This is a genomic window from Agrobacterium sp. 6Ca8 (genome assembly GCF_055382765.1).
Genome location: NZ_AP026434.1, coordinates 610,707 through 625,313 on the forward strand (window position 1 = coordinate 610,707; position 14,607 = coordinate 625,313).

At 58.1% G+C, this 14,607-nt stretch carries 16 protein-coding genes; 11 read left to right on the top strand and 5 right to left on the bottom strand.

The window, feature by feature from the left end:
* Positions 1–253 precede the first annotated feature (253 nt).
* The 3 genes from ACZ5A6_RS17015 (at position 254) to ACZ5A6_RS17025 (ending at position 2,030) form a co-directional block, all read left to right on the top strand.
* Positions 254–1,267 (top strand): substrate-binding domain-containing protein, encoded by a 1,014-nt coding sequence (locus ACZ5A6_RS17015; RefSeq protein ID WP_003510924.1) that lies wholly within the window; start codon positions 254–256, stop codon positions 1,265–1,267.
* 173 nt (positions 1,268–1,440) lie between these two features.
* Positions 1,441–1,638: a hypothetical protein gene (locus tag ACZ5A6_RS17020; protein WP_003510923.1), complete on the top strand. Its 198-nt coding sequence runs from the start codon at positions 1,441–1,443 to the stop codon at positions 1,636–1,638.
* 233 nt (positions 1,639–1,871) lie between these two features.
* The gene (locus ACZ5A6_RS17025) at positions 1,872–2,030 is read left to right on the top strand and encodes a hypothetical protein (protein WP_034501930.1); all 159 of its coding nucleotides are present in this window, start codon (positions 1,872–1,874) and stop codon (positions 2,028–2,030) included.
* 3 nt (positions 2,031–2,033) lie between these two features.
* Here the strand turns inward: ACZ5A6_RS17025 and ACZ5A6_RS17030 are convergent, their stop codons facing one another.
* Positions 2,034–2,609 (bottom strand): DNA-3-methyladenine glycosylase, encoded by a 576-nt coding sequence (locus ACZ5A6_RS17030; protein ID WP_112292112.1) that lies wholly within the window; start codon positions 2,607–2,609, stop codon positions 2,034–2,036.
* Between the two features lie 97 nt (positions 2,610–2,706).
* Between ACZ5A6_RS17030 and ACZ5A6_RS17035 the strand changes: the two genes are divergently transcribed.
* The 4 genes from ACZ5A6_RS17035 (at position 2,707) to ACZ5A6_RS17050 (ending at position 5,889) form a co-directional block, all read left to right on the top strand.
* Positions 2,707–3,090 (top strand): hypothetical protein, encoded by a 384-nt coding sequence (locus tag ACZ5A6_RS17035; protein ID WP_162696583.1) that lies wholly within the window; start codon positions 2,707–2,709, stop codon positions 3,088–3,090.
* Positions 3,087–3,872 carry an SDR family oxidoreductase gene (locus ACZ5A6_RS17040; protein WP_111789781.1) on the top strand — a complete coding sequence of 262 codons (786 nt, stop codon included), beginning with the start codon at positions 3,087–3,089 and terminating at the stop codon, positions 3,870–3,872. The genes ACZ5A6_RS17035 and ACZ5A6_RS17040 overlap by 4 nt, the downstream gene beginning before the upstream one ends.
* Positions 3,873–4,028: 156 nt before the next feature.
* Entirely contained in the window at positions 4,029–5,084 is a 1,056-nt protein-coding gene (locus ACZ5A6_RS17045; RefSeq protein ID WP_162647910.1) for a L,D-transpeptidase family protein, read from the top strand.
* A 19-nt stretch (positions 5,085–5,103) separates the two neighbouring features.
* On the top strand, positions 5,104–5,889 hold the full coding sequence (locus tag ACZ5A6_RS17050) for a L,D-transpeptidase (RefSeq protein ID WP_035251547.1): 786 nt from the start codon (positions 5,104–5,106) through the stop codon (positions 5,887–5,889).
* Between the two features lie 110 nt (positions 5,890–5,999).
* Here the strand turns inward: ACZ5A6_RS17050 and ACZ5A6_RS17055 are convergent, their stop codons facing one another.
* Positions 6,000–7,820 carry a HAMP domain-containing methyl-accepting chemotaxis protein gene (locus ACZ5A6_RS17055; RefSeq protein ID WP_025595667.1) on the bottom strand — a complete coding sequence of 607 codons (1,821 nt, stop codon included), beginning with the start codon at positions 7,818–7,820 and terminating at the stop codon, positions 6,000–6,002.
* Positions 7,821–7,966: 146 nt separating this feature from the next.
* Positions 7,967–9,301, bottom strand: a complete 1,335-nt coding sequence (aptA, locus tag ACZ5A6_RS17060) for an omega-aminotransferase AptA (RefSeq protein WP_003510911.1) — start codon at positions 9,299–9,301, stop codon at positions 7,967–7,969.
* A 146-nt stretch (positions 9,302–9,447) separates the two neighbouring features.
* Between aptA and ACZ5A6_RS17065 the strand changes: the two genes are divergently transcribed.
* Positions 9,448–9,996, top strand: coding sequence for a cupin domain-containing protein (locus ACZ5A6_RS17065; protein WP_003510910.1), 549 nt, complete (start codon positions 9,448–9,450; stop codon positions 9,994–9,996).
* A 21-nt stretch (positions 9,997–10,017) separates the two neighbouring features.
* Here ACZ5A6_RS17065 and ACZ5A6_RS17070 read toward each other — a convergent pair whose 3' ends face one another.
* Positions 10,018–10,227: a hypothetical protein gene (locus ACZ5A6_RS17070; RefSeq protein ID WP_141680512.1), complete on the bottom strand. Its 210-nt coding sequence runs from the start codon at positions 10,225–10,227 to the stop codon at positions 10,018–10,020.
* A gap of 385 nt (positions 10,228–10,612) precedes the next feature.
* Between ACZ5A6_RS17070 and ACZ5A6_RS17075 the strand changes: the two genes are divergently transcribed.
* The 3 genes from ACZ5A6_RS17075 (at position 10,613) to ACZ5A6_RS17085 (ending at position 14,050) form a co-directional block, all read left to right on the top strand.
* Positions 10,613–11,293 carry a sugar transferase gene (locus ACZ5A6_RS17075; RefSeq protein ID WP_003510909.1) on the top strand — a complete coding sequence of 227 codons (681 nt, stop codon included), beginning with the start codon at positions 10,613–10,615 and terminating at the stop codon, positions 11,291–11,293.
* Between the two features lie 194 nt (positions 11,294–11,487).
* The gene (locus ACZ5A6_RS17080) at positions 11,488–12,774 is read left to right on the top strand and encodes a polysaccharide biosynthesis/export family protein (protein ID WP_013761580.1); all 1,287 of its coding nucleotides are present in this window, start codon (positions 11,488–11,490) and stop codon (positions 12,772–12,774) included.
* Positions 12,775–12,781: 7 nt separating this feature from the next.
* Positions 12,782–14,050, top strand: a complete 1,269-nt coding sequence (locus ACZ5A6_RS17085) for an O-antigen ligase family protein (protein ID WP_019564678.1) — start codon at positions 12,782–12,784, stop codon at positions 14,048–14,050.
* 19 nt (positions 14,051–14,069) lie between these two features.
* Here the strand turns inward: ACZ5A6_RS17085 and ACZ5A6_RS17090 are convergent, their stop codons facing one another.
* The gene (locus ACZ5A6_RS17090; protein WP_013761578.1) at positions 14,070–14,564 is read right to left on the bottom strand and encodes a hypothetical protein; all 495 of its coding nucleotides are present in this window, start codon (positions 14,562–14,564) and stop codon (positions 14,070–14,072) included.
* Positions 14,565–14,607 lie beyond the last annotated feature (43 nt).

The window sequence follows — 14,607 nt, forward strand, 5'->3', positions numbered from 1 at the left end:
TTGACGCTTCCAATCATCCTCAAAATTGAAAGCGCTTTTGACTGGTGTGACGTTCGCAAAAGCCGACAAATCTGTCAATACTCTTTCTTATGGCGTGGAAATTGGGCGTCTTCGGGTGTTGCCACGGAGGGTTTGCCTTTCGAAACGGCGAACTGTAAGGTTTCAGGTGGGAATAAATTGAAAGCGATTTCAATTTTTGCCCGCTTGAAAAATCTGCGGCGGCGACGCATGCAGGAGCAAATTGGCAGAAAACATGAAGCTCAAGGAATTCGCAGAAAAGGTCGGGCTGTCACCCACCACGGTCAGCCGCGCGCTTGGCGGCTATCCCGAGGTGCGTGAAGAGACGCGCCAGCGGGTGATGGATGCTGCGCTGAAATACGGCTACCGTCCCAATGCCAACGCGGTCAGGCTGGCAACAGGCAGGGCTGGCGCCATCGGTGTCGTGATGGGCCGTTCGGGCGGCGGGCATTTCTTTTCGGAATTCATGGGCGGCATGGCGACGCGGCTGGAAGGCGAAGAGACCGACATTCTCGTCAGCGTCACCGTCGACAATAACATTGAGGAAGAGCTCGCGATTTTCAGCCGGCTGGCGTCGAGCGGACGGGTGGATGGCATAATCGTGCATTCGCCGCGTCCGGAGGACGAGCGCATCGCGCTGCTCAATCGGCTGGGCGTGCCTTTCATCGTGCATGGTCGCTCGAAGACGGCGTTCGAGCACGCCTGGCTCGATATCGACAATCATGATGTGACGTATCGTCCGACAATCCATTTTCTGGAACGTGGCCACCGTCGCATCGCGATGATAAACGGCCCGACAGGCCGTACATTCGTGCAGGACCGCGAACAGGGTTTTCGTGATGCGCTCGCGACCCATGGCATCACGCCTGATCCGCGCCTCATGATGAGCGAGCATTTCAGCGAAGATGCCGCCTTCCGTTTCGCCCGCTCGCTGCTGGAGCAGACGCCGCGCCCGACCGCCTTCGTCGCCGGTGCGATGATGACGGCGCAGGGCGTCTATCGCGCGGCAACCCAACTGGGATTGGTGATCGGCAAGGACGTGTCCGTCATCGCCCATGACGACGTGTTTCCTTACCTCACTCCGGAAAGCATGATGCCGCCGCTTTCCACCACCCGCTCGCCCATGCGCATGGCTGGCATGCGGGTTACGGACCTGCTTCTGCAGATCGTCGGCGGCCGTCCTGTCCGCGAGGTTCAGGAATTGTGGCCGGTCGAACTGATCCTGCGGGAATCGGTCGGTCCAGCCTGACCTCGTCGCCATAGCTCACTGATTCCATTCCATTTTGTGAACGTCAATTGATTGCCGTTCGTCTTTCATCGCCTATACGGCAGCGTCATCTCGTGTATAATTGAAGCTGCACAGGCCTTTTGGAACAGGACCTGGGCCAGCGCGTTGAGGGGACGTGTTGAAGGAGGTGACCGATGTTTGAATTTTTAAAGCCGCAACAACAGACTGTGATCGATGACGTGGAGGCAACCGGCACCTATGCCGACGCGCTGCTCAACGTGCCCAGCCCGGAACTGACCCGTTCCACCGCTCGCGAACACGGCCATGAGGCCCACTCCCGCGACTATTGCGAAAACCGCGATATTTCCCGCAGCTCGCTCGGTTTCGCCTGAGCCCTCGCAAAAGCTTCCCAAAAAAAACGGAACTGACCGGCGTTTTCCCGCGTTTGCCTTGTACAATCCGCACGGCGGCGCAATGAAATCGAAGGGACCTGACCGGCATTTGACCGATGGGCGAATTGGGTGTTGCGCCGCCTGAGGAGGGGCGGCGCGCTCGCGTTGTCTCAGCAGATGAAAGCGCATTTCGATTCCGCATTGGAAGAAAGCGCTTATATCCAGGAGCTGCAATGCCAACTGTTCCCGTTGAACCCTATCCAGACCCGCCAATGCCGGTGCCGCCACAGCCGGATATACCGCCGGTCAAAGAGCCGGAGCCCGACAGGCTGCCGGACGAGGCGCCAACCCCCAATCCAGATGAAAACGACGGACCGCCCAAGGTCTTGTAGGTTTCAAGCCTGTTCGAATTTCCTGCTGAGGAAGGCCGAGCCTTCAAGTCCGAACCGCCACGGATAATCCTGCGCGCGGCTTATGCCGATGCGTCTGCCGCTGGTAACGGCGGCGGCCTCCTTTGGCAGGCGGAGGAAAAACGGCGGGCGGTCCAGCGCTGCTCCGTCCATTTCTCCGGTAATGGCCAAGGCCTGACAAAGCCTGCCGGGGCCGGAACATAACAGTTTCAGTTTGTCAGTTCCTCGCCGCAGTTTCATCATGTCTATGCCGGTGAGGGGTTCGATGGCGCGCAGAAGCACGGCGGAGCCCGGAGCGCATACGAAGTTTGCGCACCAGTGAATGCCGTAGGACCGGTAGACATAGAGATGGCCGGCCGGGCCGAACATCGCCTTGGTGCGCGGGGTCTGCCCATTGAAACTATGGGATGCCGGATCATCAGGATGATAGGCTTCGGTTTCCACGATGATGCCGCCTGTATTGCCAACGCGGAATTCCACGCCGATGAGGGCGCGCGCAACGTTAACGGGATCGCGCTGAAAGAAGCGCTCCTGCATTTCCGGGCCCAAGGCCTGATCCATCTGGAACCCCTTCTGCTCCGCCATCGTTGTGAATTCAGGTTTCAGTGTGTTGTCGCATCGGATTACGCCGATGCTTTTTCAAATCGGAGGACATGTCATGCAACTTTCTACGACCTATGTAAAACGGGATAGCGGAGTGATTTCCGTGGAATTTGTCGGCAGCGACGGCGATCAGGTCTCGGTCCGCCTTGCCGACGGTCTTGATGGCATCGACGATGCGGAGGCCATCAAACGCGCGAGCGCGGTGATGGTTCAGCTGACGGCATTCGGAACGCGTCAGGGCGCCGATGCGCCGTCGCAGTTTTCCGCTCTCGGCACGGCGCAGGATGAAGTCCCGCACGGTCAGGCGAGCGCCCGCACATCGAAGGATCGTGACATTCTTGAAGAGGAACTGGAAGAGGGGCTGGAAGACAGTTTTCCGGCCAGCGACCCCGTCTCGGCAACGGTCACCTCGATCGCGTCTAGAAAAGGAGGGCTGTGACCTTGGCCACTGGTAAAGTCGCCCTCGTGACCGGCGCTGGCTCCGGCATTGGCCGGGCTGCTGCCCTTCATCTGGCTGCGGAAGGCTTTTCCGTAGGCCTTCTCGGCCGTACCGAATCTGAATTGCAGGCGGTGAAAAATGAGATTTCCGCCTTATCCGGCGCTTCTAAGGTCCTCGTCGCCGATGTGGCGGAAGAGGCAGTCATGCGACACTCCGTTGCAGAGCTTGTGGATGCTTTCGGCCGTCTGGATGTCGTGGTGGCCAATGCGGGCGTCAACGGCGTCTGGGCACCGATTGACGAGCTGACGCCTTCGGAGTGGGACGATACGATCCGCATCAACCTGCGAGGCACCTATCTCACTATCCATGCCAGTGTGCCGCATCTGAGGGCGGCGGGTGGTGGCTCCATCATCATCGTCTCTTCCATCAACGGCACACGCACTTTCAACTCGCCTGGCGCTACCGCCTATTCGGTGACGAAGGCCGGGCAGCTTGCCATGGCCCAGCAACTGGCGCTGGAGCTCGGGCGTCATCGCATTCGTGTCAACGCGGTGTGTCCGGGCGAAATTGAAACGGCGATTGACGAAAATACCGACATACGCGGGCGCGACAGGACCGAAGTGCCAGTCCGTTTCCCGGCGGGTGACATTCCGGTCACCGGCGGGGTTGCAGGGACGAGCGAGGATGTTGCTGCATTGATCGGTTTTCTGGCATCGGACCAGTCGCGCCATATCACCGGAACGCCGGTATGGATCGATGGCGGGCAGGGGCTTCTTCGGTAGCGGCAGTTCCATCACAGGCTTGTGTGCGTATGATTAACGAATGGGTAACGTCTGTTCACGAGACTTTGTCCTTGCGGGAGGTTGCCGCCATATGGCCACCTTCGCTAGTTAAGCCTCTGCCACAAAGGCGGGCAAATCGGGCGGGCAGAACGATCCATGGGTATGAATGCATTGCTGAACTTCGCAAGTGCGGGGCTGCGGCGCAGGGTAAAAGTGGGAATGAGAATAGCTGCGGTCGTCGCGATCGGCAGCGGTCTCGCCGCGTGCACCTCCATGGGTCTCGACAGCGTCAAAAAGGACCCGCCGAAGCTGTCATCCAAGATGATGGCGCAGATGTCTGCCAAGAGCATGCGCCCGGAAAGCCCGGTTCTCGTTCGCATTTTCAAGCAGGAAAGCGAGCTTGAGGTCTGGAAGATCGACAAGACCGGTAATTATGCGCTGCTCAAGACCTATCCCATGTGCCGCTGGTCCGGAAAACTTGGCCCGAAGACGAAGACGGGCGACCGGCAGGCGCCGGAAGGATTTTATCATGTCTCCGCAGGCATGCTGAACCCCAATTCGCAATATTACGTCTCCTTCAATCTCGGCTATCCCAACCGGCTGGAATCGGCGCTTGGTTACACCGGCGAAGCGTTGATGGTGCATGGCGCCTGTTCTTCGTCGGGCTGTTACGCGATGACCGATCAACAGGTCGGCGAGATTTATGCGGTCGTGGCGCGCGCGCTGCAGGGCGGGCAGGACCGCTTTCAGGTTCAGGCCTATCCCTTCCGCATGAGCGCGCGGAACATGGTGGCGAATCGGGACGATCCCAATATGCCCTTCTGGAAGACGCTCAAGGAAGGCTATGACTATTTCGAGGTGACGCGCCGCCAGCCAAAGGTTTCCGTTTGCGGCCGGCGATACGTTTTTAACAGCGAATTTGCCGGCGGTGAGCCTGCCGATCCGCTGGCGGCCTGCCCACCTGCGATAAACCAGCCGGACCCCTTGGTGGCGTCGAAAATGGCCGAAGAGCAACAGAAATTTGCCGCCGCGATGAACGAGGGAACTTCTGCCCCGGTCAGCGCGTATGTAGACGGCGGCATGCACCCAAGCTTCCGTGCCATCCTGAAATCCAGTGGCGCAAAGGCCATGGCATCGCAGGTCTCCGGCACGAAGTACCCTATAAGCCGCCCCGAGGCGGCGCTGGCAGATCCCTTTGCCAGCGCAAGATGACGCAGATGAGGTTTTTCAATTGAACGACACGACAACGACCCGGCGAGGTTTCCTGCTTGGAGCGGGTGGATTGGCGCTGGCCGGCCTTGCAGGCTGCAACACCACCGCGCGTGAGGCTACACGGCCAACAGCCCCCGCCGACGACCCGATGTATGCCCTGATGTACGGTCCGAAGCCCGACGAGCAGTTTCCGTTGCCGGAAATTCCCTACAAGCGGATCCCGCGCCAGTTCCTGCGCCAAATGGTGGAAAATCCCACCGGTGAGCGTCCCGGCATCATTGTGGTCGATACCGCCAACCATTTCCTTTATCTCACCTACGAGAATAACCAGGCCATGCGTTACGGCGTCGGTCTCGGCCGCGCGGGCTTCGAATGGGCCGGACGCGGCGTTATCCAGTACAAGCGTCAATGGCCGCGCTGGACGCCGCCCGACGAGATGATTGCCCGCCAGCCTGAGCTGGAACCCTATAGCGGCCGCAATGGCGGCATGGAGCCGGGCCTCAAGAACCCGCTCGGTGCGCGTGCACTTTATATCTTCAAGGACGGCAAGGACACGATCTACCGTCTGCACGGCTCGCCGGAATGGTGGACGATCGGCAAGTCGGTTTCCTCCGGCTGCGTGCGTCTGCTGAACCAGGATATTGTCGACCTCTATAACCGTGTGCCTGATGGTACGCCGATTGTGGTGACGGCGCTCGGGCCGGCACAGCAGGGTGTTCCTATCGGGCAGGCGGGCGTGCCCGTGGCGCAGTATGGCGGCGGCGTGGTCGGCGACGGCCTGTCGCAACCAATGCAGACCTATTGATAGACAAAATTTCCAGCCGCCTGAGAAGGCGGCTGGAAATGGCTAATGAATGAAGGCGCAATCACAGCGCTTCGATACTGCTGCTGCCGGCGCGATTTGCGGCAGCAACCTCAGGCCACGCGACGGGTAACGTCGCGGCTGCCGGCACTTTCCATTTCCAGACGGAACCGCGATACAAGCGAGCGCAGCTTTGCCGTTTCGGCGGCGAGCATTGCAGAAGCCGCGGTGGACTGCTCCACCATGGCCGCATTTTGCTGGGTGGCATGATCCATGGAGTTTACCGCCGCGTTGATTTCGGCAAGACCGGTCGATTGTTCGGTCGCCGATGTGGCGATGGCGTTCATATGGCGATCGATGCCGGCGATACGCTCGCCGATCTCCTTCAGCGCCGTGCCGGTGTCGAGAACCAGTTTCACGCCGCTTTCCACTTCCGTCGAGGATTGCCGGATATGATCGCGGATTTCGCTTGCGGCCTTTGCTGCGCGCTGGGCGAGATCGCGCACTTCCTGCGCCACTACCGCAAATCCCTTGCCGGCTTCACCGGCGCGTGCGGCTTCCACGCCTGCATTCAACGCCAGAAGATTTGTCTGGAAGGCGATCTCGTCTATGGCGCCGACGATGCCGGTGATCTGCCGGGACGAGGTTTCGATGCGGCGCATCGCCTCTTCCGCATGGCTGACAACCTCCACAGATTTCAGTGCGCTGTGGTTGGCATCGGTGGCGGCGAGCCGCGCTTCGGCGGCACGCTTGTTGGCGTTTGAAACATTGACCGTGATTTCATCGAGCGCTGCTGCGGTCTGTTCCAGAGACGCTGCCTGATTTTCCGTGCGGCGGGAAAGATCGCCGGCACCTGCGGCGATTTCCCGGCTGCTGCCGTCAATCGTGCTGATGCCATCGGAAATGGCGAACAGCGTTTCGCCGAGTTGACGCACTGAGCTGTTGAAATCGTGTCGCAAGGCCTCGAATTGAGGGGCAAAGGCCTGATCGAGCTGAAAGGCCAGATCGCCCGATGCCAGCCGCTTCAGTCCTGTCGCAAGACCGGAAGTGGCGATGCGCAGCCGCTCAGACGCATCGTCCTCCGCTTGCTGTCGCGCGGCCGCCTGATCGGCTTCTGCCTGCAGTCTGGCTGCTGCTGCCTGTTCTTCGAGCGCCCGATTGGCAATCGCCGCCTGCCGGAATATTTCGACCGCGGCGGACATGGAGCCGATCTCATCCTTCCGGTCCATGCCGGAAGGAGGCTGTGACGTGTCGCCGCTGGCAAGGATTTCCATCGTCTTCGACAGGCGCAGGATTGGACCCGTTACCGTTTTGCGAGTGAGGATAAAGAGGCCTACGCAGAAGAGTGTCGCCAGAACCAGCAGCCCTTCTAATACGAGCTCGATTACCGCCTTCGTCTCCTGGCTTTCCGCGACAGTTGCTTCGGAAAGCGCGTCGATCTGTTCGCTCGCCGTTTCCATCGCGGTTTCGAGAGTGGTGAACTGGCGCATGAAGTCCGGAATCATTTTTGTCGCCGCGCCCGGATCGGCTTTGACGAGGCCAACCACCGTTTTGGCGCTTTCAAGATAGGACTGAAGCGGTTTTTCAACGCTCTCGATAACGGCTTTGGCGTTCGTACCTTCGGTAAGCGCCTTGTTTAGCTTCAATGCTTCAAGGAAAGTGGCTTCATGTTCGGCAAGGTCGGCCTTTACCGCGTCGAACGACAGGCCCATCGTATCATTCGTGGAAAGAATGGCTGCCAGCACGTCTGAGCGCAGCGCATCGTGCATCATGTCGGCTCGCATATGATTGTGAAGTATCTCGGCGGACCGCGATACATCCGTACTATTGCGATTGAGCGTATTCGTCGCCCAGATACCGACCCCCGCCGCGCTTCCGGTGATGGAAAAGATCGCAATGCTTGCCAATATGATTTTTTTCTGAATCGACGCCATGAGGCCATTCCCGCTCGGTTGGTTATACTACGGGAAATTAATAGAATATGCTTAAGAAATGATCTATTTTTGTTGCGGTCTTGATAAATGCAAAAAAAAGGCTGCAATAGAAATTGCAGCCTTTTATTTATTAGAGATTTATACTTTTAATCCGCTCTTTTCAGCGCGTCGCCCAAGATCGAGACGATATCGTCGAAATGGGATTTTTCGGCGATAAGCGGCGGCGAAAGGGCAATGATATCGCCCGTGACGCGAATGAGCAGACCGCGCTCGAAGCAATCCACGAAAACGTCATAGGCGCGTGCGCCGATAGCTCCATCACGCGATTGCAGCTCGATGCCGGCGATGAAGCCGATGGTGCGGATGTCGATGACATTGGGCAGGCCCTTCAGCGAATGGATGGCGTCGTGCCAGACATCCTGCATTTCTGCCGCGCGGGTAAAGAGCCCTTCGTCGCGGTAGATGTTGAGCGTGGCGATGCCGGCGGCGCAGGCAACCGGATGTCCGGAATAGGTATAACCGTGGAACAGCTCTATCTGGTTGTCCGGCCCATGCATCAACGCATCGTGCACCTTGCGGCTGGTAAAAACCGCACCCATCGGGATTGCGCCGTTGGTCAGCCCCTTGGCGGTGGTAACGATGTCAGGCGTAACGCCGAAGTAGTTGCTGGCAAAGGACGAGCCCATACGGCCGAAACCGGTGATAACCTCATCGAAGATCAACAGAATGCCGTGCTTGTCGCAGATGGCCCGCAGGCGCTCCAGATAACCCTTCGGCGGCACCAGCACGCCGGTGGAGCCGGCAACCGGTTCAACGATACAGGCCGCGATTGTTTCGGCCCCATGCAGAGCAACCAGCCGTTCCAGATCGTCTGCCAGTTCGGCACCATGCTCGGGCTGGCCCTTTACGAAGCTGTTTTTCGCCAAATCGTGGGTATGACGCAGGTGGTCGGCCGGGATTTGCGGAAAAACACGGCGGTTGTTGACAAGGCCGCCAACGGAGATGCCGCCGAAACCGACGCCGTGATAACCGCGCTCACGGCCGATCAGACGGCTGCGGGTGCCCTGACCGATGGCGCGCTGATAGGCGATCGCAATCTTCAGCGCCGTATCGACTGATTCAGAACCCGAGCCGGTGTAGAACACGCGGTCGAGCTTCGCGCCTTCCGGGCCAGGCGCGATTTCCGCCAGCCGCTCGGCGAATTCGAAGGCGACGGGATGGCCCATCTGAAACGAGGGCGCATAATCCATGGTCGAAAGCTGATGTTTGACGGCGGATGCAATCTGGTGGCGGCCATGGCCGACATTGACGCACCACAGGCCAGCTGTACCGTCGAGAACCTGACGACCGTCATTGCTGGTGTAATACATGCCCTCCGCGCTCGTCAGCAGGCGGGGATTGGCCTTGAACTGCCGGTTGGCGGTAAATGGCATCCAGTAGCTGTCGAGTGAGGTGGAGTTGGATCGGTTGGGGTTGTCCATAACGGTTCTCCTGTTCGGTGCCGGTGATTGAAAGCTATTTTCCGGGCTGAACAAGCCCTTTTCTCGCTGTGGCCAAGCCATTGAAAATGTTATAGGCGGGAAAGGTAGTTTTCGATATTTCGAACAACGGCAACGGGGGATCACGCATGTCGGTGGATATAGGCGGGCGTTTGCGCCATTTGCGGCTGCGTCACAATATTTCCCAGCGTGAACTGGCAAGACGTGCTGGCGTTACCAATTCGACGATTTCCCTGATCGAATCCAACACCTCCAACCCGTCCGTCGGCGCGCTGAAGCGCATTCTCGACGGTATACCGATCGGCCTTGCCGAATTTTTCGCCTACGAGCCGGAGACCAGCCGCAAGGCATTTTACCGCGCGGATGAACTTGTCGAAATCGGCAAAGGACCGATATCCTTCCGGCAGGTGGGCGAAAATGTTTTTGGCCGCAGCCTGCAAATCTTGAAGGAATGTTATCAGCCGGGTGCCGATACCGGCAAGGTGCCACTGGTCCACGATGGAGAGGAGGGGGGTATCATCCTCTCCGGGCGTCTGGAGGTGACGGTCGACGAGGAGCGCCGTGTTCTCGGTCCGGGGGATGCCTATTATTTCGAAAGCCGCAGGCCGCACCGCTTCCGTTGCGTTGGTCCAGTGCCGTGCGAGGTCATCAGCGCCTGCACACCACCCACCTTCTGATTCTATGGCTTTCGCGTAAAGTCACGCCGGAATGGTGGTCGGACCGTTGCAGCCGGAGATAATATGGTCCAGCCGGAGAGATTTTCTACGAGCCGACCGAACTTTGATACGGGTTCCTGCCATTATTTTGCCGCTTTTGCGCCGCTTTTGCAATTTTTCCATCGCTTTTTCTTGGCGAAGTTGGCGTGCCGGCAAAAAAATCCCGGTTAATATGTCAAATTTTATATGCATTGCCACAATCTTGCTGCGCTGCAAAAAAATTTAATATTCTTCCTGACGCATGGCTGTTCTTGGCGTTCCTGTCTCACCTGATTAAGTCACAAGAAACATATAAGAAAAGACTATCTGTTGTCGAAAACGCAATACATGCGGGAGCGGCACCCATGCTCTCAACACATGGCCGCCGGCACATTTGTTGCTTTTTTATGCAACCGTTAATATTGCCCTGACGTTGATCGGCCGCTCTCGCAAGAAATCGCATAGACGGTCAGGGGCAATGTGCCTTACAAAAAATCCATTAGCATCAAATTCAGAACACAGACTTGTTATCTCTTTTAGACGGAAAGACACGCCTCCGGGCACCGACCAATCGCAAAACATAAATGGAGTTCTCTCTATGAAGTCCGCGACCCAATCGGCTGAACAGACACTCAGCAGTTCCGAAGACTTCGATGTCAGTTTCCCTATCGGGGGCATCGCAAAACGCAGCTTCGATATGACATCGGCCCTGCTTGCGCTGCTCATCTTCAGCCCGATTTTTCTGTTGATCGCCGCACTGGTGAAATTGTCCGATCCCGGCCCGATCTTTTATGGGCACCGGCGTGTGGGACATAATGGCCGCTATTTCCATTGCCTGAAATTCAGGACGATGGCGATGAACGGTGATGAAATGTTGCGGCAATATCTTGCCGCCAATCCGGAGGCTGCCGAGGAATGGCGTGCGACCCGCAAACTCAAGAATGATCCGCGCGTAACCGCAGTTGGTGCCGTGCTGCGAAAGCTCAGCCTTGATGAGCTGCCGCAGCTTCTCAACATCATCCGCGGCGAAATGAGCGTCGTTGGCCCGCGCCCCGTCGTCGACGAGGAGCTGAGCTACTACGAAAGCGATGCCGCCTATTACCTCAGCACCCGTCCGGGCCTGACCGGCCTTTGGCAGATCAGCGGCCGCAATGACGTAAGCTACAAGACCCGCGTGGCTTTCGACACGCAATATGTGCAGAACTGGTCGATGCGACAGGACGTCTTCATCATCGTCAAGACCATTCCCGCCGTGTGCCTTTCACGCGGAAGCTACTGAAAACCGATATTGAGTTTGGCTTTATCGATCTTTGTTTTGCCACGCACCCTGACCGGGATCCCAAGTCCGGTCTTTGGGTGCGTCATTGGTGCAAATCATAATGGCCGCTTTTTGCGGCGCTGTGCAGCCGGCACCGTCCGGCTGCTCTATCGCCTGATCGCCCGCGCGGCGATCCGCAAACAGGGAGTTTCCCGATGAACGGTCCTATTGCCGTCGCTAGCCGTCCGCTTGCAAAAAGAACCGCCGGACGCACTTTCTCCGCCCTTCTGCTTGTCGCATCCGTCGCATTCGGAGCGCCGCTTTCCGCAATGGCTGCGGAAGGCGCTCAATACAAGCTCGGCACCGCCGACAAGCTGCGCATCCGCGTTGCCGAATGGCAGCCGGCCGATGGTAGCATCCGCAACTGGGATGTCATCAACGGCGATTATTCCGTCGGCCCATCCGGCGCGCTGTCGCTGCCCTTCATCGGCCAGTTGGATGTGGCGGGGAAGACGTCCGCGGAGGTCGGTGAGGCGATTGGAGCCCAGCTCCAGAGCAAGTTCGCCCTTCGCAATCTGCCGTCGGCTTCTGTCGAAATCGCCCAGTTCCGGCCGATCTTCCTCAGCGGAGATGTACAGACGCCCGGCGAATATCCCTATGCTGCCAATCTCACGGTGTTGAAGGCCGTGAGCCTTGCCGGTGGGTTGCGGCGCTCCGATGCCGGGCAGCGTTTTGCCCGCGACTTCATAAATGCCCGCGGCGACGCAGCCGTTTACGACAACCAGCGCGCAAGGCTGCTTGCCCGTCAGGCGCGTTTGATCGCCGAGGTCAAGGGTGACACGGTCATCGCCAAGACGCCGGAAATGGAAAAGATTGCCGAGATCGACGCGCTTCTCGCCAGCGAAAGCGCGCTGATGAAATCGCGCACCGAGCGTTACACTTTGCAGCTCAAGGCACTGACGGATCTGCATGCGCTTCTGGAAAGCGAAGTCGAATCGCTGAAAAAGAAATCGGAAACGCAAAACCGCCAGCTCGAGCTTGCCAATGAGGACCGAGACCGCGTCAACCGGCTGAACGAGCAGGGCCTTGCACTATCGCAACGGCGTATTTCCGCGGAAGAACGTGCAGCAGAGGTCGAAGCCGCACTGCTTGATATCGACACGCAGTCATTGCGTGCCAAGCAGGATATCAACAAGGCGACCCAGGATGAAATCAACCTGCGCAATGACTGGGTGGCACAGCGCTCCAAGGAATTGCAGGACACGGAAGCGGAACTCGACAAGCTCAATCTGCAACTGGGTACAAGCCGGGAATTGATGTCGGAGGCGCTCGCGCAATCGGCTGAGGCGATCCGTTTCGATCCGTCGGGAAAATCCGCGACAATCAGCTACGTCGTGGTGCGTGAGGAAAACGGCAAGCCGAAGGAAGTGAAGGTGGATGAAAACGCCATGCTTCAGCCAGGCGACGTCATCAAGGTCTCGTCCGAAATCCTGATGCAGTGAGGTTTTCATGCGGATCGCCAAATCGGCACTGATCGATCCCGAACGCAATGAAGTATACGGAATGGCGGCGATTGCGCTGTCATTCTTCGTTTTCGCCTATTCGTCGCGTTTCGGGCAAATCTCGATTCTGGCCTATTATGGCATGTGGCTGCCCCTTGTAGTGGTCAATTACCGGCGCGTGCTGGGTAACTATCCGCGCTATCTGTGGATATTCGCCTTCGGCATCCTGACCGTGCTGTCGAGCTTCTGGTCGGAGGCAGCATCGGTCACCATGCGCGCTTCCATCCAGTATATGACGCATATCGTCTGTGCACTTATCGCCATGCGGGTGGTCTCCATCCGCACGCTGACGCGTGGGGCGTTGATCGGCATCACCGTCATTCTGCTCTATTCGCTGCTGTTCGGTGTCCACCTTTTCGATGCGCTTGATGGAACCTACAGTTTTGTCGGGGCTTTCTCATCGAAGAACCAGCTTGGCTTTTACGCCTCGCTCGGCGTCATTTTCGCCGTCTCATCCGTGCTGATCCTCAAGCAAAGGGATATCTGGCTGCCGATCGCGGGCATCACCGGGCTCTTATCGGCCTATAGCCTAATTGCTTCGCAATCGGCCACATCCACCATTACCACGGCGGCGGTGGTCGCCCTCATCATCGGTTTCATCCCGATTGGCATGCTTTCACCGGCCAACCGCAAGATGACCTTTTTCGCACTCGGCGGTATTGGCATATTGCTGGTGGTCGCGTCCCTGCAGTTCGGCTTGCTTGATGCCATTCTCGGCCTTTTCGGCAAGGATTCGACACTGACAGGACGCACCTATCTCTGGCAGCAGGGCATCGAAGCGGCAAAGCAGACACCGATCCTCGGCGTTGGTTACCAAGGGTTCTGGGTGGTGGGTTTTGCCGATGCCGAGCGCCTGTGGAACGACTTCTTCATTACCGGACGCAGCGGCTTCCATTTTCACAACACCTATATCGAGACGGTGGTGGAGAATGGCATCGTCGGCATGGTTCTGCTCGGCATGGTGCTTTACGGAACGCTGCTCGGCCATCTGCGCTCGGTCCTGATGCGCCAGCGCGATCCGCAGGGCGTCATTCTCTTTGCCATCTGCGCGCTGTTCGTCGTCCGCTCCTTCGTGGAGATCGATATCATCTTCCCATTCCAGATCGGCTCGTTCCTGCTGTATTTCGCCGCCGGAAAACTATGCCTGCCGGCGAAAGCCACGCAGAACAGCGAAACTCATCCCGCGATTGGCGTGCGGTTACAGACGCGAGCCTGAGCATTCGCTCTGCCCGATCCTAGAGGTAATCCGATGAGACGTGCGGGCTGGCGTGGATGAAACTCCACATGTCCTTGCTGACAGAGACGATGTCGGCGATGGATTTCTCGAGGTGTTCGATTTCTTTCTCGTCCATGCGTTCTACCTTGCCGTAACGGACCTGGGTTTCGTCCTCCACCAGTCGCATGAGCTGGGTGCTGGCAATTTCGCCCTTTTCGTCGAAGGAGTAGATGCAATGATTGTATTTGTTGCGCGTTTTCGATTCTTTCTTGAGCCGCGCCATGATGGAGAGAATGGTCTTGCGATCCGGCGCTGGTGTTGAGGGAAGTTTTGCCAGACGCTCGATGAGATCCATGCGTGCGCGCGTGGTGTTGAGCGTCAGAAACACGACGATGGCCGCTTCCTTCTCCACTTTCAGGAGATGGACGATCAGATAGATCATCAGGCTTTCGGTGTTGGTCCACACGTAATTCAGCCTGCCGACCATCAGCAATATATCCGACATTGCTGCCATGCTGTTCTCCCGCCCCACCAGACATATACTGGCATTCTATGCC